The following is an 18,479-nucleotide window of genomic DNA, read 5'->3' as shown; positions in this document are numbered from 1 at the left end:
CCTGCACCTTCCCCTGAATTTCGCGCGTTACTTTTCTTCTGGAGTTGACATGACATCCATCCGTTCCATGCCCGCGACTTTGCCGACACCCATGGAGCACGACCTTGGGCGTCCGGACCCGGCCCGGCGTGCACAGGAGAACCGGCATGTGCAGGACGCCAGGCGTCTGGAGCGGGCTCGGCAGGAGCAGACGCTCCCGCCGCTGTCGCTCACCCGGTCGCCCACGGCCGGCCTGGGTCTGGAGGCCTTCGAGGAAATTACCTTCCAGTCCAGTGAACGTGAAGAGGCCGAGGTCCACGACGAGCTGCATGATCACCACGTCCGCGAAGCCGAGAAGGTTCAGCGTGCCTTGCCGGTGGAGAAGGTAATGGCGGTGATGCGGCTCATGGCCGGGCATGAGGGCTATCAGATCCTGAACACGCGGGCCCGTATGTTCGCTCGCGACTTCCTGACGGACCGCGAAGGGGCCCTGGAGCGCCTGAAGCCCCAGTCGCTGCGCCCGGAAGAGCGAATTCTCGTGCTGGGCTTGGCGGAGGGCCTGCTAAGCCAGTCGCAGACGAGTCCGGAGACTGCAGCGACGGTGCAGGCGCTTCGAAGCCTCGAAGCACCGGATCCCGCGCAGGTCTCGCACCTCATCAAAATCTATGAAAGTGCCAGCAAGACCGGCGAGGGCACGGTCACCGGCACTGATTCCACGCTGCTGCAGTACCTCTCCTCCCCGTTGAGCGCACGCATGCTGATGGACGCCATCGGCACCCCGGAGGGGCTCAAGGCCCTGTCGGACCAGGTCCAGCGCCTGCCTGGGGAGGGGCGCTTCGAACAGGCAGGGGCGTTCGTCGGGCTGAGTGTGTCGCTGGCGCATCTGATGGCCGTGATCCGGACCATGGATGGTCACGTCGCTACCCTGGCCGGGGCGCTCCAGCTGCCGCCGGCCGAAAACGGCAAGCTGCTGCGCCTTCTGATGGATATGTGCCGCACCGCCGCCCCCCGGCCCAAGCTGGAGAAGCTCCGCAGCGATGTGCTCAAGCAGATTGGCCCAGCCCAGAGCCTGCGCTTCGACCTCGAGCTCATGAAGCAGGTGGGGCAGTACCCGGAAAGTGTGTGGATCAGCATCGATGCGAAGACGGCCGTGCAGGGTTGGCTGCGCGAAGCCCAGGGCCTGCACTACCGGCGCGAAGGCGTGTTCAGCGTCAACGGAAAACTCCAGCGGGATGCCATCACGACCGTCGCGCCTGCGGCCTGACATCATGCGGTGCGTCAAGAATTGACGCTTCGGAACCCTGGCGAGGGCTGCACACAGGATAGATTTTCCGCACTGATCCTACATGGACAGCTCCGGAACCCCCACCGCCAAGCCCGGCCCGGGTGCCGCCCCGGCCGGGCGCATTGAAGGCGCCGCTGCGGCCTCCAGGGCGCTGGCGTCTCGCCTGGTGCCCAGTGGCGAACGCGCCGAGATCGTCGTCACCATCCTGGTGGTGGCGGTGGTGTTCGCCATGCTGTTGCCAGTGCCGTTATGGATGCTGGACCTGTTGATCGCGGTCAACCTGTGCACCTCCGCCTTTCTCATCGTGCTGGTGCTGCAGATCAAGCACACCACCGGCCTGAGCGCCTTCCCCTCGCTCTTCCTCGTCACCACACTGTTCCGGGTGGCCTTGAGCGTGGCCAGCACCCGGCAGATCCTGCTGAGCGCGGAAGCGGGGCACATCATTGCGGCCTTCGGCGAAATCGTGGTGGGTGGCAATCTGGTGGTGGGGCTGGTCGTCTTCCTGGTGCTGACCGTGGTGCAGTTCATCGTGATCACCAAAGGCTCCGAACGGGTGGCGGAGGTCGGCGCGCGGTTTTCGCTGGACGCCATGCCGGGCCGCCAGATGGCCATCGACATGGAACGAAAGTCCGGGGGCATTTCTCAGGAAGAGGCCACGGCGCAGCGGGACATGCTGACCGAGGAGAGTCAGTTCTTCGGCGCCATGGACGGCACGATGAAGTTCGCCAAGGGCGACGCCATCGTGGGTATCGTGATTGTGCTGGTCAACCTCATCGGCGGGCTGGCCGTGGGGGTGCTGCAGCGCGACATGGCAGCTGGCGAGGCCCTCAAGGTCTATGCCATCCTGACGGTCGGGGACGGCCTGGTGGCCCAGATTCCGGCGCTGCTGATGTCCATGACGGCCGGCCTGCTGGTCACGCGTGTGTCCAAGCCCGGCGGGGCCGGCGGCAACATTGGCAAGCAGCTCACCGATCAATTGCTGGCGCAACCCAAGGCCTGGGTCACCGCCAGCGGCGCCATGGTTGCGTTCGGCCTGCTTCCGGGCATGCCGCTGCCCGCCTTTCTCTGCCTGGCCGGCGGGTCGGCCGCCGTCGGTCTGTGCAGCTTGTGGCGCACCATGAGGAAGGGAGAAGAAGAGGAGAAGAAGAAGGCCCAGGAGGTGGAGCCCGAGAAGGAATTCGACATCATCCGGGCCTTCGTGGTCCGGGTCAGCGACCGCGTCGAGCCTGCGGCGGCTCGCAAGGCCACGAACCTGTGCCGCACGGTTCGCAATGACCTGCTGCTGCGCATCGGGCTGATGATGCCTCCGGTGTATGTGGAGGAAGCCGTGAAGCTCGACGATGTCGACCTGGAGTTCTGCCACGGCGAAGTGCGTGTGTTTGGCCTGAAGCTGGACGAAAGCCTGATGACCTGCTCCTGGCTGCACGAGGAGGCCCCGGGTGTGGACCTGCCCGCCGAGCAGATGGAGCTGCGCGGTGGCATGGCGGGGTCCGTGCGCTTGTGGCTGTCGAAGGCACAGATCAGCGAACTGTCACACCCCCCGTCTGATGTGCAGGATTGCTGGGAGCGCCTGCGGTCGCTGACGGATGAAACCCTGACGCGCAACGGCCCCAGCTATTTCGGTATTGAGGAGTGCCAGCGCATCGTGGCGTGGACCACCACCCGCATGCCGGAAGTGGCCAAGGAGCTGGAGCGGGCGCTGCCGCTGAGCCGAATGTCCGATGTGTTCCGTCGCCTGCTCAGTGAGCGAGTGTCCATTCGCAACCTGCCGGTCATCCTCAATGCGCTGATCGATTGGGGCCCGCGTGAGCGCGACCCGGCCATCCTCACCGAATGCATCCGTTCGGCGCTGCAGCGCGAAATCTGCGAAAGCCTGTCGGTGGGCCGTGAGCTACGGGCGCTGATGCTGGAGAGTGAACTGGAGTCGACCGTGCGGAGCTCAATCCGCCAAACCGCTTACGGCGACTTCCTCGCGCTGGACGCGCAGACCACCGACGGGATCGTCGACCGGCTGTCGCAAGCCTATCTGACGGCGGTGGACCAGCACCATCCCACCGTGGTCATCTGCGCCCAGGACATCCGCGCCCATGTGCGCAAGCTGCTGGCGGACCGCATCCCGGAGATGGCGGTGATCGGCATGTCCGAGTTGCCTCCGGACTACCGTGTGAACGTCCTCACGGTGGTCGCGTCCCCGGCCGGCTACAGCGGTTATTCAGACCTCCACTGACATGAACAGCCTGCAACACAAGGAAGCACTCCCGCTGAAACCCGACGAGGGGGCGGCGGTGACGATGCTCGAACTACGCGTACTCACCGGCCTTCAAGCCGGTGCTGCCTTACCGTTGGACCCACCGATCACCGTCGGCCGTGGTGATGACTGCGACATGCTGCTGCTGGATGAGCAAATGCCGGAAGTGCTCTTGCGCATCGGGCTCGACGCGCAGGGCCGCCCGGTGCTGGAGCCGCTGGAAGGCGGGCTCACCGATGAAGCGGGCCAGCCGATACAAGCCGCAGGTGTTGTGGGTATCGGGCAGGCGTTTGGCACGGGCGGCGTCTGGCTGGAGGTTCAGCCCGGCCACGCCCCGTGGACGCCGTGGACGGATCCGGCAGACCGGCCCGCTTCGGATGACACGGCGGTCGCTGGCGATGGCCACGCCGCTGGCGGCGCGCTCATGGGGGGCGAGGATGCGTCCGCGGATGGCGCGGTTGCCGTGGATGGGCCCCCGGCCGATGTCGATGCCGATGAGGCCGATGCCGAACTCGATTTTGATGACTGGATTCCCGATACCCCGGCCGGTGGCGATGTCGTGGGTTTGGACGATCCCTGGGCGGTGTCGCCCAAGGGCGCAGCCCCCCTGGTCCCGGAAATCGGTCGTGGCGCCGCTGGCCAGGCTGGCACGCGAGCACTTCGCGGCCCGGTGCTGCAGCGCACGCTGGTGTTGGTGGGCGGCGCGGCATTCACCCTGTTTGGCCTGGCGGCCATTGCGTTGCAGCTTGGCTTGCCCGCCTTTGGCGATGCGGTCGCCAGCCCGCCCGTCCGGTCGTCCGCCCCTTCGCCCATGAATCGGCCCCCCGCGCAGGCGCCGCAGATGGTTGGAGAGCCGGTCGGCATGCCCACTGAGGATGCCCCAGCCGCGATGGACCTGGTAGACCCCGTCGCGGCGGCCACGCCTGCGCTGGCCCGGCGCCGCGAAGCGCCCGCCAGTGTGGCCGGTGTGACCCTTCTGCGTGGTGCGACGGCCATCACTTTGCCCTTCGAAGTCAGGGAGGTCGTCATGGGGCCTCGTAGCCGCGTGGTGCTGGGGACGGGGCGCGTGCTGGTACCCGGCGACGCCGAGGGCGACTGGCGGCTGATGGAGATCAAGGCAGGCACGCTGGTGTTCGAGGGGCCCGAACGGGTCTTGCTGCCATGGTGAAGCTTGCGCGGCCGATCCACCGTCAGGTGGGCGCGTGGCGCTCCGCCATGGCGCAGGTGCCGGTGACCCGCAGCTTCGGCAAGGTTCATCGGGTGACCGGCATGCTGATCGAGGCGCGAGTGCCGGGCACCAGCGTGGGCGAGCTCTGCGAAGTCTTCGACCCGGACCAGCCGGGCAAGATCTGGCGGTGCGAGGTCGTGGGTTTCCAGGGGACTCAGGTCCTGCTGTCCTCCCTGGCGCCGCTGGACGGCATTTCCGCCGGCTGCCTGGTGCGGCCCTTGCGGACCTCGCATCATGTGGCGGTGGGGGCCGCCCTGCAGGGCCGCATTCTGGATGGGTTCGGCCTGCCGCTGGACGGTAAACCGGCGCTCCTGCCCGGCCAGGACGGGGTGACGCTGCGCAAGGTCAATGCCGACGCGCCGCCTCCAGTGGAACGCTGGCGCATCAAGGACCGCTTCCCGACAGGCGTGCGCAGCCTGGACGCCCTCGCCACCATGGGCCAGGGCCAACGGGTCGGCCTGTTCGCCGGCCCGGGTTGTGGGAAGACCACGCTGATGGCCGCCGTGGGCCGGGGCAGCCCGGCCGACATCGTGGTGGTGGGGCTGATCGGCGAACGGGGGCGCGAGGTCCGCGAATTCACCGAACACGAATTTCCGCCCGACTTGATGGCCCGTACGGTCATGGTCTGTGCCACCTCGGACCGCACCTCCATCGAGCGGGTGCGTGCAGCGTTCACTGCCACCGCGATCGCGGAAGGCCTGCGGGACCAGGGCTTCAACGTGTTGCTGATGATCGACTCGCTCACCCGGCTGGCGCGTGCGCAGCGGGAGATCGGCCTGTCTGCCGGCGAAGCGCCGGCCCGGGCGGGTTACCCGCCCTCGGTCTACGCGATGCTGCCCCGTCTCATTGAACGGGCCGGCAATGCTGCCGGCGGCTCGATCACCGCCCTCTACACCGTGCTGCTGGAAGGCGAGCTGCGGTCCGATCCAATCTCCGAAGAGGCGGTGTCGCTGCTGGACGGCCATATTGTCCTGTCCCGCAAGCTGGCGGAACAGGGCCAATACCCGGCCGTGGATGTGCTGGCCAGCCTGAGCCGCGTGATGAGCAACATCGTGCCACGCGAGCACAGCCGGGCCGCCACGCGTCTGCGCCAGGTGCTGTCCGGCTATCGGGACATGGAACTGATGGTCCGGCTGGGCGAGTACAGGGCCGGGCAGGACCCGGAGACTGATCGCATCGTGGCGGACTACCCCAAGGTGGTCGACTTCCTCCGTCAGGACACCCGAACCCCCGCACCGATGGACGAGAGCATTGCTCGCATGATGGCCCTGGCGGGCATTGCCGCGTGAGTGCCTCATGACCGGCTTCGGCAGCATGGCAGGCGAAGATGGGGCGCCGCCTATGGGCGAGCGCCCCTCGCGCTGGCCACATGAGATCGTCCCGGATCCCGTGCCTGACGGTCGGCTGCCACCCCTGCGCTCCCTGGAAACACTGTCCGCGCGCAAGGCACGCCTGGCCGAGGCCGCACTGGCGCGAGCCCGCCATGCCTGGTCCGTCGCGGCGCGGGCCTTGGACGACGCCCGCCAGGCGCTCGACGATCAGGTGGCCTTTGTGGCCGATGAACGGCAACGTCTGTTGCAGGAACGCCAAGCCTCGACGGAAGGGGGGGCGGCCTTGAGACGCTGGCGCGAGGCCGACCAGCAGCTGCTCGACAGCATTCCTCCTCGCCGGAAGGCGGTGGTGGCCAGCCAGCGTGCACTGGCGTCGGCAGAGCAGTTGCTCGAGCGTGCGCAACTCGAGCAACGGCGCCTCGCCAGGCGGCATGAGAAATTCGACATGATGATCGAGCAGATCCAGGAAGAGGCTTGAAGCGTCAGGAAGTTGTGTGGCGCGGTCCGAAAGGTCTCAAGTGGGCGTCTCGAACATCGCCTCGCCCAGTTCCTCATCCACCTCTGCGAGTTCCATGTCCATGTCGTCGGCCAGTGAGCCCAGCTCGGGGTGCAGCAGGTCCGGCGCCAGGCGTTCGTATTCTTCTATCACCTTGAACAGCAGCGCCACGGCACGGATGGTGTGATCGGGCACGGCTTCGCCCGGCTTGCCACTGGCCAGAAGATGGCGGGCCAGCGGGACATATTTGATGACGGGCACGCCCTGCTCACGCGCAAACCGCCGCAGGGCCATGGCCTCTTCGTCGCTTTCGGCTGCCAGCATGATGGGCATGTCCATGCCGTCCGGTTCGTAGAGCAGGGCCACCGCGATGTGCTCGGGGTTGACCACCACCGCGCTGGGTTTTTGTTTGCCGGACATCGCCGGCCCGTCCCCCATGACCATTTCCTTGGACACCTGCTTGCGGGTGCCCTTGAGCATGGGGTCGCCTTCGTTTTGCTTGTAGTCCCGCTTCACTTCGCTGATATCCATGCGCAACTGGCGCCAGACCAGGTAGCGCTGCAGCAGGATGTCGGTGATCAGCAGTATGAGGAGCACCACCACGCACTGTCGCATCAGGCTGTGCAGCAGTTCCATGGTCAGCATCCACCCCTGCATCGGCGTGACGCGGTAGGCCTGCCCCACGAGCGGAAGTCGATCACGTATTTCGAGGTAGATCACCCACAGCAGCAGCCCGCCTTTGATGGGCCCCAGCAACGGCATCAGCAGCTTTTGCGGCGACACCAGTTGCTTCATGTTGTTGCCGGGGTTCAGCTTATCGACCCCTTTGGACAGTGCCTTGGGCGCGATGTTGAACTTGGTCTGCGCCAGCGTGGCCATGAAGGCCAGCAGCATGGGCGTCACCACCAGCAGCAGCACGCTGAGCAGCACCGGCAGCGTGGTCTCCTTCATGCCGGTGAGGGGGACCGACCCTTGCTGGGAGATCGACCGCAATGCGACGTCCACCATCTCGGCGAGCATGCGACGCCAGTAGGGTTCGATCGCGAATGCGAACTCGGCCATCACCAGCAGCTTGACGATGCGCACCGCGTCCTGGCTGACACCGAGGTTGCCTTCCTCCGCCGCTTGCTTCAGGCGGCTGGGGGTGGGTGGGAGGGTCTTTTCGCTCACGGTGCCTGCTCACGTGGGTCTCAACCCCAGCACCGCCGGCAGGCCTTCGCGCCACCACCGAATCGCGGTTTCACCCTGGTGTTCAAGCACCGCCGGACTGACCAGCAGCAGGACAAAAAGGGCCAGCAAGGTCTTGACCGCCAGGCCGGAGGCATACACGTCAAAGCCCTGTACGGCGGTGCTTGCAATGGCGAGCCCCAATTCCACCAGCAGCAGTGCCAGCAGCACCGGCCCGGCCAGCACCAGGGCCTGGGTGACCAGGTTCGCGAGCGCGCTCAGGATCTCGTGTCGGTGGGTGGAAAGGTCAGGCAGCAGCGCGAGCACCGGCCAGGGGTCCAGGCTTTCCGTGAGCACCATGAACACGGTCTGCAGCATGCCCCATTGCACCAGCAGCGCCACCAGGCCGCGTTCGGCCAGTTCACCGATCAGTGTGGCGTCGGCCTGCAACGACGGATTCACCTGCTGGGCGGCGTTGGCGCCCCGCTGGTTGTCGATCAGGGTACCCATGCCGCGAATGGCCCAGAAGGGCAGTGCGGCCAGCATGCCCAGTAGAGCGCCCAGCATGACCTCTTTCATGGCCAGCATCATGACCATCGGCATCGAGAGCGGCGCCTTGACCAGGAGGGGCCACAGGCCGAAGGCCACCGGCAGGCTCAGCCCCAGCGACACCGCGCCGCGGATCATGATGCTGGTGTTCTGGCGGGAGAGGAAGGGGAGGAACAGCACCATGCCCAGCGTGCGGCCCATGCCGAGGATGATGGCTTGAAGCATCAGCAAGGCGTCGGGCATTTGCAGCATGGTGGTCACCAGGACGGGGTCAGGCCGTCTGCAGGGCCTCGGCGACGGCGTCGGCCGGGGCGGCAGTGGCGTCGGCCGACGCGCCAACAGCATCCGCGGAGTCGTCTGCCAGTGTGTGGGCAAGGTCCACCCGCTCATCGTCGGGGATGGTCCTGGACGGTTCAAAGACCGGCGCGCCCGCCAGCCGGGCCCGTTGCTCGAGCCGCCGGTATCGGGCGTCCATTCGTATCATGTAGTCCTGCCACTGAGGGTCGTCCGCCCGGACGCCCCAGATCTCGAGGTCATTGGTCCGATCGCCATACCGGACGACGTCGGGGAGAACGGCCCAGCGTTTGAGCCGGCAGCCCCGCACCAGGGAGAGGCTGCGGCGGTTGCCGCCGAGGATCCAGCAGGTCAGGGTGTCGAAGCCATGCCGCAGGATCTGCGGATGAACGTGACGCGCCATCAGCATGGCCACGCCGCTGCCATGCCAGGCGCGGGCGACGTAGATCCACAGGTCGGCCACCGCATTGCAGGCGGCGCCACCCCAGACGATACGACGCAAGTAGGCCCAGCCGATGATGTCGGAACCCGAGGCCAGCACCCACATCGGCCAGCCGTTCTCGCGGCCCTCCTTGAGTTGCAGGCTCAGGCCATAGGGGGTGGCGTCGCCCAGCATCGGGCTGTGGCCCCCACCCTGTACCGATTCGTTGTAGATGCGGGTCATGGCCGGCAGGTCTTCTGAGCGGGCCGGGCGCCAGTCAAGAGGCGGAAGGAGGGATTTCATGGGAGTAGTCCGACAGGTCGTTGAGAGCGGCAGCGCGCCAGATGCGCCATGCCTGGCGCTGCAGCGCCACGGGGTAGGGGGCTGGCGCCAAGGGCTCCAGCGCAAAACATTGGGGGTCGAAACGCAGCCGCAGGCGCGCCCAGGCACCCGGCACGGCGTCCTCGATCAGGCGGGCCATCAAGGGCAGTGCCCAGCGCTGCAACTGTGCGGCACTGGCGTCGGGCGGGGGCTCGTGGCCGGTGGTCATCGCCAAGGGCCGGGCACGGGCCTGACGCAGCGCGTCCCGCCAGGCATCCGCGTCACCGGCATCCTGATGGCCCTGCGAGAACAGCCGCGCCAACCCGTGGCGGGAGGAGGTCAGGCAATGGCTGGCGTAACCGACGCGGCCCAGCGCCGTGGCCGCCGCCACCAGTTCCTGGCGGCTCAGCGGCAGGGCCGGCAAGTCGTTGACCGCCGCCAGCGGAAACGGGCGCGGCGAAGCCAGGCCGGTGTCGATGCCAAAGTATTGGCAGAACGTGCGGTAGGCCAGGCGGCAGCCGGGCCCTGGGTGCTGGAAACGTGCCAGCAGCGTGTGGGACAGACCGTCGGAGCCCCGCCACCAGCCCGGATGCGCCTCGAGCCAGGGCTCATGCCACAGCGACCACCAGGCGGCTGGGCCAGCATCATCCGTGGCGCGTGGCAGGGCGGGCATGTCAGCGCTCCCGGCGGGGCGGAGGCGCCGCCGGCGCCCTGCGTTTGTGCCACCATAACCAGGCAGAAGGGCCGCCGATACCGATGAGCATGGCCGTAATGCCGATCACCCACGCCTGCCAGGCACCGCTGGTAGCTGGTGTGACAGCCCCAGGGGCTGCAGCGAGGGCCGTCGGACCCAGTGCCGCAGGGGGGGGCTTGCCATTGGCAGCGGAGTGAGCGCGATAGGCCAGGGCCTGGTCGCGCACGGCGAGTCCCTCGGACGGCACAAACACCACTGCCACCTTCTCCGGCGCTTCTGCGAGGCCGGGGATGCTGGCCAGCACCAGCTTGCGGATCCGTGGTTCGTAAGCGGCGGTATCCCAACCCGGCACGTGCTTGATCAGCACGGAGCAGGAGCTTGGCAGCACGGGCTCACCGGGCACCACACGCTCGGGCAACACCGGGTGCACACGCGCCTGGACCACGCCGTCGATGCCCGAGAGCGTGCTCTCCAGCTCCTGGGACAAGGCATGCAGGAAGCGGGCGCGCTCCTCGGTGGGCGTGGAGATCATCCCGTCTTTCTTGAAGATGTCGCCCATACGGGTGAACGAGTGACGGGGCAGCCCTTCCGCCTGCAGCAGCGCCACCGAGCGGCTGAAATCGCTCTTGGGCACCCGCACGGCGAAGAGCTGCTTGCCCAGAGACTCTTTCTGGGCGTCGATCCCCTGGTCCGTCAGCGCGGCGGTGATGTCGTTGGCATCGCGTTCGGGCAGGCCGCCATAGAGCTCGACACGAGCGTCGCAGGCGGTCAGCACCACGGTTGCCGCAGCCACCGCCAGCCATCGGTTGATCAGGGGTTTCACGGCAAGCTCACTGCATCTTGACGATCTGGTCGATGCCGGTCGTCGTCTTGGTGAGAACGGTGGCCAGCACATCCTGCCGCGCATTGGCGTCCAGGATGCGGCTGTAGACCTGCGGCATCTGGCGGTTGTCTCCGCTTGCAACGATGCGGCGCATCTGGCTGGCCAGGCCTACGCGTTCGGTCGCAATGTCTCGCGCAATGCCGGCCACATCTTTCAGCGCATCGGTGAATGCCCGGCCTTGCGACGAAGCCGGCCGACTGGTGGCGGAGGCGCTGGCCGGAAGGACCACGCGGGCAGGCAGGTCGAGCGGGTTCATGATGCCAATCCCAACGCGTAGCGCACGTCGATCAGGGTGACCTCCTTGGCGGTCTCGATCAGACTGCGCATGAAGGGGCTGGTGGCCGGCACATGGTCGAAGCCGGCATGGATGGCGTTCGTGATCTCGTCGCCCTGGGCCACGCCTTCGGCCAGGCAGGTCTTGTACATCGACATGGCCCGCGCCATGACCTGCACATCTTCCTCGGCCGCATCGGGGGAGGCGAGGCGCTGCACGGCGGCGTCAGGCTCGAAGCGCTCGCCGCCCTGCTCTTCGGCCTTGCGCAGGAATTCGGACAGGTCCGCGCGGTCCGGGATGCCGTCCTGCGCGGAGCGCATGACCTGGATCAGGCGGCCGATGGCCATGTCCAGGGTGAGCTGGTCACGTCCCTGGGGTACACAGCGCTGCTCGACGAATTCGAGCCAGGTGACGGCAGCCTCTGGAGGGGGAAACGCTTCCGGATGGCGATCCATGAACCCGGCGATGCACTGGCGTTTCAGCGCGTCCGGATGGTTGGGATCGTTCGAGGATGAGCCTGGGTCGTCTTCGGTGGAAGCCAGTTCATGCTGGAGTTCAGTCGTGTTCATGCTGATTCCCTCAGGGAGTTGGGAATTTGGAGCGGGAGCAGACCGGGGACACCGGGCTCCCGCTTGCGGGGTTTACCAGCGGCGGTGGCCAAAGCCGCAGCCTTGGGAGCTCATCATGTTGCTCATCATGCCGAAGGCCATGGCGCCGCCCATGCCGCTCATGCCGCCGAACATGCGCATCAGGCCCATGAGGCCTTGCATGCCGCCCATGCGGCCGTCCTGGACGCCTTGACGATAAGCATCTTGTTCGCGATGAGCCGCAACCGATGGATTGATACCTGAAGACATAAAAAATCTCCGTTTGAAATGAAGTAGGGAAAGAGAGCGGGACCTGAGGAAGCTCTGCACAACTCCCCTAAAGGGTCCCATCGAACTATCAGTGGCTCAGATTGATCTTGTCGCCGACCTTGGCGTTGTATTGGCTTTGTTCCACCAGGAAGTTCGTCCTGTTGTTCTGGACCTGTTGCCTCATCTTGTCCTTCTGAATCTGGGTGTTGGCCATGGTCGTTTCGGCCGAGGTCATGTCCAATTCCTGTTGCTGGATGGCTGTTGCCACCGAACTCATGCCGCCGGTGGCGTTGCCAATAGAAGATCCCATGAGAGACTCCTTGAAATATGTGAATAGAGAGGTTGTTCTTAAGCGCAGAAGCCGCGCGCCCTGCTGCCCATCAGTCGGGGCACCAGCGTGACAAGTTCGATGGATCGGGGGAGACCCGGGTGAGGTTCGGCCGTTCTGCGGGGATAATCGCGCGCGCTTTTTCCTACCCAGTCAGTTCCCAAGGCCGACGCCATGCTTTTGACCCTGGTCATCCTTTACCTGCTTGTCACCATCGCGATCGGCCTTTGGGCCGCCAAACGGGTGAAGAACACCGCCGATTTCGCGATTGCGGGGCGACACCTGCCCCTGGTGATGATCATCACGACCACCTTCGCGACCTGGTTCGGCTCCGAAACCGTGCTGGGAATCCCCGCAAAATTTGTCCAAACCGGACTGAACGGCGTGGTGGAGGATCCGTTTGGCGCCGGCTTCTGCCTGATCCTGGTGGGTCTGTTCTTCGCCGCCAAGCTCTACCGCATGACGCTGCTGACCATTAGCGACTACTACCGCGAGCGTTATGGCCGGGTGGTGGAGGTGGTGTGCAGCTTCATCATCATCCTGTCCTACCTGGGCTGGGTGTCCGCCCAGGTGACCGCGCTGGGCCTGGTGTTCAACCTGCTGTCGGCTGGCGCCATCTCCATCCCGGTGGGCATGGTCATCGGCACGGCGTCCATCCTGGCCTACACCTTGTTCGGCGGCATGTGGTCGGTGGCGGTGACGGATTTCATCCAGATGATCATCCTGGTGGTGGGCCTGTCCATCATTGCCTGGTTTGCGGCGGACAAAGCCGGTGGCGCCGACAAGGTGATCGCCCTGGCCACCAGCCAGGACATGTTCAAGTTCCTGCCGGAGCCCAGTTTCCACGACGTGGTCTTCTTCGTGGGGGCAGCCATCACCATGATGCTGGGTTCGATTCCCCAGCAGGACGTGTTCCAGCGTGTGATGTCCGCCAAGGACGAACATGCCGCGACGCGCGGCCCGGTGATCGGTGGCATCTGCTACATCCTGTTCGCCTTCGTGCCGATGTTCATCGTGGTGAGCGCGCTGATCATCATGCCGGAGGAGGCCAAGCAACTGATCGCCGAAGACCCGCAGAAGGTCATCCCCACGCTGGTGATGGAACGCATGCCCTTTGTGATGCAGGTGATCTTCTTTGGTGCGCTGCTGTCGGCCTTGAAGTCCACCGCCTCCGCCACGCTGCTGGCACCGTCGGTCACCTTTGTCGAGAACATCTGGCGCCAATTCTTCCCGCGGGTGTCGGACAAGCAGGAGCTGCGCACCATGCGTATCGCCGTGCTGATCTTCTCGATCTGCGTCTGTGGCTATGCGGTGGCGCTGCAGGGCACGTCCATCTATGAAATGGTGTCGGGGGCCTATCAGGTCACCCTGGTGGGCGCCTTTGTGCCGCTGGTGTTTGGCCTGTACTGGAAGCGTGCCACCACCCAGGGCGCCATCTTCGCCATCGCGCTGGGCGTGGTGGCCTGGCTGCTGTTCCTGCTCACGCCGGCCGGCGAGCTGTTCCCGGCCCAGTTGGCGGGCTTCCTGGCCGGCATCGTGGGCATGCTGCTGGGCTCGCTGGGCCCCCAGGCCATCAAGGATGTGCAGGGGTCGCATCACCGGATGGCCGGGATGTCGCACTAAGAAGTCAGACGTTGGGCGATTGCCGCCCGGCCAGAACTGGCCCCAAACCGAAGCTATACCGAAGCTACCGAAGCCAAAGTGACGCAAACCCGACGCTCGGTGTGCTGCGGCGGCTGATGCACGGCCCCGCGCGGGGCGAGCCGCTGCGCCTCTATATAATTTCCGGTTTTTGACCCCAGGCGAACACGATGCCGATCTACGCTTACCGTTGCGGTGCATGCGGTCACGCCAAGGACGTGCTGCAGAAGCTGTCCGATGCTCCGCTGAGCACCTGCCCGGCCTGCGGCGCGCAAGCCTTTACCAAACAGGTGACCGCTGCGGGCTTTCAGCTCAAAGGTTCCGGCTGGTATGTCACGGACTTCCGTGGCGGCTCCGGCGGCACCAGTGCACCTGCAGCTTCCGGCAGCTCGTCGAGTGATGGCGGGGGAAGCACGCCCAGTGGTGGGTCCGGTGGTGGCACGACGGGCGGCGGCACATCCGCCAGCGGCTCCGGCGATTCATCGTCCGGAAGTCCGTCCAGCTCCTCGGGCTCCGGCTCCGGCACCTCCTGTGGCGGCGGCTGCGCCTGCCACTGAACGACTACTGAACCAAGAGGCCGGACCCTGGCATGAGAAAGTACATCATCACCGGCCTGCTGGTCTGGCTGCCGCTGGCCATCACCGTGTGGGTGCTGCTGTGGGTGCTGGGCATCATCGACGGTGTGTTCATCTGGCTGCTGTCCGCCGTCCAGGCGGTGCTGCCGGATTCCGCCCGGGCCTCCATCCGCGAGCTGCACAACATCCCCGGGCTGGGGGTGCTGGTGCTGGTGGGTGCGCTGATGCTCACCGGCATGTTCGTGGCCAACATGTTTGGGCAGTGGTGGTTTCGCCAGTGGGACCGCCTGCTGTTCAAGATCCCCATCGTCAAGAGCATCTACAGCTCGGTCAAGCAGGTCTCGGACACGCTGTTCTCCTCCAGCGGCAATGCCTTCCGGGAAGCCGTTCTGGTCCCTTACCCGCATCCACATTCCTGGACCATTGCCTTTGTCACCGGCAAGCCTGCCGGTGAGGTGGCGGAGCAGTTGTCCGGGCTCAGCGGCGTTGCGGCCGAGGAGCATGTGAGCCTGTATGTGCCCACGACACCCAACCCGACATCCGGCTTCTTCCTGATGATGCCCCGGGCGCAGTTGCGGCCATTGGCCATGAGCGTGGATGAAGCGCTCAAATACATCATTTCGATGGGCGTGGTGGCGCCGCCGACCGAGGCGTTGGCCGCAGCCCAGGAGAGCGGCCGAAATTGATCGGGTTGAGCGCCCCGGCAAGCGCTCAACCCTGAGGGTCCGCGGGACCCCGCCAGTGCCCCGTTTGCGTTCCGTTCAGCATCCCATTCATGCGGGTGCGCGTCCAAAAGCCACGCGCGCCCACCGACACCCGATTTCCGGAGAGATTCCATGCGTACCTGCTATGCCGGCCAAGTCAGCGAGAAGCTGCTGGACCAAACCGTGACCCTGATGGGCTGGGCCCATCGTCGCCGTGACCACGGCGGTGTGATCTTCATCGACCTGCGCGACCGCGAAGGCCTGGTGCAGATCGTCTGCGACCCTGACCGCGCCGACATGTTCAAGGTGGCCGAGGGTGTGCGCAACGAGTTCTGCCTGAAGCTGGTGGGCAAGGTGCGCCTGCGCCCGGCCGGCACGGAGAACGGCAACCTGGTGAGCGGCAAGGTGGAGGTGCTCTGCCACGAGCTGGAAGTACTGAACCCGTCGGTGACGCCCCCGTTCCCGCTGGACGACGAGAACATCTCCGAGACCACGCGCCTGACGCATCGCGTGCTGGACCTGCGCCGCCCGTACATGCAGAACAACCTGATGCTGCGCTACCGCGTGGCGATGGAAGCGCGCAAGTTCCTGGACGAGCATGGTTTCGTGGACATCGAAACCCCGATGCTCACCAAGAGCACGCCCGAAGGTGCGCGGGACTACCTGGTCCCGTCGCGGGTGCATGACGGCATGTTCTTCGCGCTGCCGCAGTCGCCCCAGCTGTTCAAGCAGCTGCTGATGGTCGCCGGCTTCGACCGCTACTACCAGATCACCAAGTGCTTCCGTGACGAAGACCTGCGCGCCGACCGCCAGCCCGAGTTCACGCAGATCGATATCGAGACCAGCTTCCTGAACGAGGAAGAAATTCGCGCGATGTTCGAAGGCATGATCCGTCATGTCTTCCGCAAGGCGCTGAACGTCGAGCTGGGCGACTACCCGATCATGAAGTACTCGGACGCGATGTTCCGCTTCGGTTCGGACAAGCCGGACCTGCGCATCAAGCTCGAGTTCACCGAGCTGACCGACATCATGGGTGATGTGGACTTCAAGGTCTTCTCCACCCCCGCCACCACCCCGGGTGGCCGTGTCGTGGCCCTGCGGGTGCCGGGCGGTGCCCAGCTGAGCCGTGGCGAGATCGACAGCTACACCGAGTTCGTCAAGATCTACGGTGCCAAGGGCCTGGCCTGGATCAAGGTCAATGAAGTGGCCAAGGGCCGCGAAGGCCTGCAGTCGCCCATCGTCAAGAACCTGCATGACAAGGCCGTGGCCGACATCCTGGCCCGCACCGGCGCGCAGGATGGCGACCTGATCTTCTTCGGTGCGGACAAGGCCAAGGTCGTTAATGACGCCATCGGCGCGCTGCGCCTGAAGGTCGGCCATAGCGAGTTCGGCAAGGCCCACGGCCTGTTCGAGGACCGCTGGGCGCCGCTGTGGGTGGTGGACTTCCCGATGTTCGAGCAGGACGAGGAAAACAACCGCTGGGCAGCGGTGCACCACCCGTTCACCGCACCGAAGGACGGCCATGAGGACCTGATGGTCACCGACCCGGGCGCTTGCGTGGCCAAGGCCTACGACATGGTGCTCAACGGCTGGGAACTGGGCGGCGGCTCGGTGCGTATCCATCGTGCCGATGTGCAGTCCAAGGTGTTCGAGGCCCTGAACATCAGCCCGGAAGAACAGCGTGTGAAGTTCGGCTTCCTGCTGGACGCGCTGCAGTATGGCGCGCCCCCGCACGGTGGTCTGGCCTTCGGCCTGGACCGTCTGGTGACGCTGATGACCAAGGCGGAATCCATCCGCGACGTCATTGCCTTCCCCAAGACTCAGCGCGCCCAGTGCCTGCTGACCGGTGCGCCGTCGTTCGTGGACGAGAAGCAACTGCGCGAATTGCACATCCGCCTGCGCAACGCGGCGGCGGCGGCCGAGTAAGCCGCGGCGGCGAACGTCGGCATGTCCGGCATCTTCCCGCTGCCGCGGCAGGGCGCTTCAGGGGCGCCAGCGCGCGCCGTGGTGCGTTCGCCGCTTCGATGGGAACGCGTGCTGATGCGCCGGCCCGCGCTGGCGCACCCGCTGCTGCAACGCTGGGTCACGGGTTCACCGACGCCTCCTGTACAGGCCCTGCTGGGCCTGTTTTTCATCCTCGAACGCTGGGGGCGGGGGCCGGAGCTGCAACAGGCGCTGGAGGCTGCGCTGGCCCGTGCCCTGCAGGTGCAGGGACGCGGGCAGGCGGCGGACGGGCAGGACGGCGAGGATGCGGCGGAGTTGAGCGAAGCGCTCGGCCGGCTGCACTATCAGCGTGGCGACTATGTCCAGGCCTGCGGCGCCTGGAGCCAGACGCTGGAGCTGACCCCCGCAGACACCCGCTGGGCCTGCCTGGCCCGCATCGGCTTGGCGCACCTGTGCTTTGCGCTCGGCGACTGGGCGCGTGGCGGCCGGGTGCTGGACCAGGCCGAGGCGCACTATCCCGGGCTGGCGGGGGATGCCTACCTGCGCGCCAAGATTGCGCTCAACCGCGCCGTCTCTTCCCGTGCCACGCTGGGCCCGCAGGCGGCGCAGCCCTTGCTGGACGAAGCCCAGGCGGCGGCACGCCAGGCCGGACACCGCGACTACGAAGCGGAGGCCCTGTGGCACCGCGCTCGCTGCGCGCGCGACAGCGGTGCCCCGGTACAGGCCATGACACTTGTCACCGAGGCGCTGGCAACGGCCCGCCGTTGTGACTACCGCTGGCTGCAGGCGCAGTGCCTGCTGCTGCTCAGCGACCTGCAGCAAGGCGAGGCCGCGCAGGCCGCCGCCGAAGACGCGCTCTTGCTGGGTGAGGCCTTGCAGTCACGCGCCGTGCAGGCCGCAGCCCACGGGCGGCTCAGCCAACTGATGGCTGAACGAGGTTCGCTCGGCCCGAGCTGGCATCACCAGCAGCAGCGGCAGCGGCTGGAGGCCGTGCTCGTTCAGTCCGCGTTGCCCGCGCGACTGGAACAACTGGCACGCTTTGACAACCACCCCGCCAGCCAGGCGAGCCCGGTGGCAGCCGTACTGGCGCCAAGTGACCTCGCGCTGGCTGCACGTGAGGCGGCAGCGCTGGGCGAGGCCTTGGCCGGACTGGCGGGCGGGGGAGCCTCCTCTGCGGACCTGCGGCGGGAACTGCGCCGCCTGTCCGACAAGGCCGCGCAATTGGCGCGGCGCTTGTCTCCCCGACCGTCCTCCTGACCG

Annotated in this window: 19 protein-coding genes; 10 read left to right on the top strand and 9 right to left on the bottom strand. The window is 66.3% G+C overall.

The genetic code is table 11. The annotated features are described in order from the left end of the window. The first annotated feature begins 49 nt into the window (after positions 1-49). The 5 genes from BMY53_RS03950 to BMY53_RS03930 all read left to right on the top strand — a co-directional run bounded on the left by BMY53_RS03950 (position 50) and on the right by BMY53_RS03930 (position 6,549). The gene (locus BMY53_RS03950; protein WP_143073911.1) at positions 50-1,243 is read left to right on the top strand and encodes a hypothetical protein; all 1,194 of its coding nucleotides are present in this window, start codon (positions 50-52) and stop codon (positions 1,241-1,243) included. Between the two features lie 82 nt (positions 1,244-1,325). Further along, positions 1,326-3,491 carry a flagellar biosynthesis protein FlhA gene (locus BMY53_RS03945; RefSeq protein ID WP_092943911.1) on the top strand — a complete coding sequence of 722 codons (2,166 nt, stop codon included), beginning with the start codon at positions 1,326-1,328 and terminating at the stop codon, positions 3,489-3,491. Position 3,492: 1 nt separating this feature from the next. Then, positions 3,493-4,680: an FHA domain-containing protein gene (locus BMY53_RS03940; protein ID WP_092943909.1), complete on the top strand. Its 1,188-nt coding sequence runs from the start codon at positions 3,493-3,495 to the stop codon at positions 4,678-4,680. After that, the gene (locus tag BMY53_RS03935) at positions 4,674-6,029 is read left to right on the top strand and encodes a FliI/YscN family ATPase (protein ID WP_092943907.1); all 1,356 of its coding nucleotides are present in this window, start codon (positions 4,674-4,676) and stop codon (positions 6,027-6,029) included. Before BMY53_RS03940 ends, BMY53_RS03935 begins: the two co-directional genes overlap by 7 nt. A 7-nt stretch (positions 6,030-6,036) precedes the next feature. After that, positions 6,037-6,549: a hypothetical protein gene (locus BMY53_RS03930; protein WP_092943905.1), complete on the top strand. Its 513-nt coding sequence runs from the start codon at positions 6,037-6,039 to the stop codon at positions 6,547-6,549. 36 nt (positions 6,550-6,585) lie between these two features. Here BMY53_RS03930 and BMY53_RS03925 read toward each other — a convergent pair whose 3' ends face one another. The 9 genes from BMY53_RS03925 to BMY53_RS03890 all read right to left on the bottom strand — a co-directional run bounded on the left by BMY53_RS03925 (position 6,586) and on the right by BMY53_RS03890 (position 12,337). Further along, positions 6,586-7,737 (bottom strand): EscU/YscU/HrcU family type III secretion system export apparatus switch protein, encoded by a 1,152-nt coding sequence (locus BMY53_RS03925; RefSeq protein ID WP_092943903.1) that lies wholly within the window; start codon positions 7,735-7,737, stop codon positions 6,586-6,588. Positions 7,738-7,746: 9 nt separating this feature from the next. Beyond that, on the bottom strand, positions 7,747-8,535 hold the full coding sequence (gene sctT / locus BMY53_RS03920) for a type III secretion system export apparatus subunit SctT (protein ID WP_177200703.1): 789 nt from the start codon (positions 8,533-8,535) through the stop codon (positions 7,747-7,749). A gap of 19 nt (positions 8,536-8,554) precedes the next feature. Beyond that, on the bottom strand, positions 8,555-9,301 hold the full coding sequence (locus BMY53_RS25335) for a GNAT family N-acetyltransferase (protein WP_143073910.1): 747 nt from the start codon (positions 9,299-9,301) through the stop codon (positions 8,555-8,557). Further along, positions 9,276-9,992 carry a hypothetical protein gene (locus BMY53_RS03915; protein WP_092943899.1) on the bottom strand — a complete coding sequence of 239 codons (717 nt, stop codon included), beginning with the start codon at positions 9,990-9,992 and terminating at the stop codon, positions 9,276-9,278. The genes BMY53_RS25335 and BMY53_RS03915 overlap by 26 nt, the downstream gene beginning before the upstream one ends. Position 9,993: 1 nt before the next feature. Continuing rightward, on the bottom strand, positions 9,994-10,836 hold the full coding sequence (gene sctJ, locus BMY53_RS03910) for a type III secretion system inner membrane ring lipoprotein SctJ (protein WP_177200702.1): 843 nt from the start codon (positions 10,834-10,836) through the stop codon (positions 9,994-9,996). Between the two features lie 7 nt (positions 10,837-10,843). After that, the gene (locus tag BMY53_RS03905) at positions 10,844-11,152 is read right to left on the bottom strand and encodes a hypothetical protein (protein ID WP_092943895.1); all 309 of its coding nucleotides are present in this window, start codon (positions 11,150-11,152) and stop codon (positions 10,844-10,846) included. Next, positions 11,149-11,739: a hypothetical protein gene (locus BMY53_RS03900; protein ID WP_092943893.1), complete on the bottom strand. Its 591-nt coding sequence runs from the start codon at positions 11,737-11,739 to the stop codon at positions 11,149-11,151. The genes BMY53_RS03905 and BMY53_RS03900 overlap by 4 nt, the downstream gene beginning before the upstream one ends. Positions 11,740-11,811: 72 nt before the next feature. Then, a complete protein-coding gene (locus BMY53_RS03895; protein WP_092943891.1) occupies positions 11,812-12,027 on the bottom strand; it encodes a hypothetical protein in 216 nt (71 codons plus the stop codon). Positions 12,028-12,115: 88 nt separating this feature from the next. Further along, complete coding sequence (locus tag BMY53_RS03890) at positions 12,116-12,337, bottom strand: hypothetical protein (RefSeq protein WP_092943889.1); 222 nt, start codon at positions 12,335-12,337, stop codon at positions 12,116-12,118. Between the two features lie 192 nt (positions 12,338-12,529). Here BMY53_RS03890 and BMY53_RS03885 point away from each other — a divergent pair, with 192 nt between their 5' ends. The 5 genes from BMY53_RS03885 (at position 12,530) to BMY53_RS03865 (ending at position 18,476) form a co-directional block, all read left to right on the top strand. Continuing rightward, positions 12,530-13,978, top strand: a complete 1,449-nt coding sequence (locus BMY53_RS03885; RefSeq protein WP_092943887.1) for a high affinity choline transporter 1 — start codon at positions 12,530-12,532, stop codon at positions 13,976-13,978. 188 nt (positions 13,979-14,166) lie between these two features. Further along, positions 14,167-14,553 (top strand): FmdB family zinc ribbon protein, encoded by a 387-nt coding sequence (locus BMY53_RS03880; RefSeq protein WP_092943885.1) that lies wholly within the window; start codon positions 14,167-14,169, stop codon positions 14,551-14,553. A 32-nt stretch (positions 14,554-14,585) separates the two neighbouring features. Next, positions 14,586-15,257, top strand: a complete 672-nt coding sequence (locus BMY53_RS03875) for a DUF502 domain-containing protein (RefSeq protein WP_092943883.1) — start codon at positions 14,586-14,588, stop codon at positions 15,255-15,257. A gap of 150 nt (positions 15,258-15,407) precedes the next feature. Continuing rightward, the gene (gene aspS, locus BMY53_RS03870) at positions 15,408-17,201 is read left to right on the top strand and encodes an aspartate--tRNA ligase (protein ID WP_092943881.1); all 1,794 of its coding nucleotides are present in this window, start codon (positions 15,408-15,410) and stop codon (positions 17,199-17,201) included. 21 nt (positions 17,202-17,222) lie between these two features. After that, positions 17,223-18,476 carry a tetratricopeptide repeat protein gene (locus BMY53_RS03865; RefSeq protein WP_092943879.1) on the top strand — a complete coding sequence of 418 codons (1,254 nt, stop codon included), beginning with the start codon at positions 17,223-17,225 and terminating at the stop codon, positions 18,474-18,476. Positions 18,477-18,479 lie beyond the last annotated feature (3 nt).

Source organism: Roseateles sp. YR242 (genome assembly GCF_900109745.1).
GTDB lineage: Bacteria > Pseudomonadota > Gammaproteobacteria > Burkholderiales > Burkholderiaceae_C > Roseateles.
Note: the sequence above shows the minus strand (reverse complement) of the source record. Positions and strands in the feature narration are given on the sequence as shown.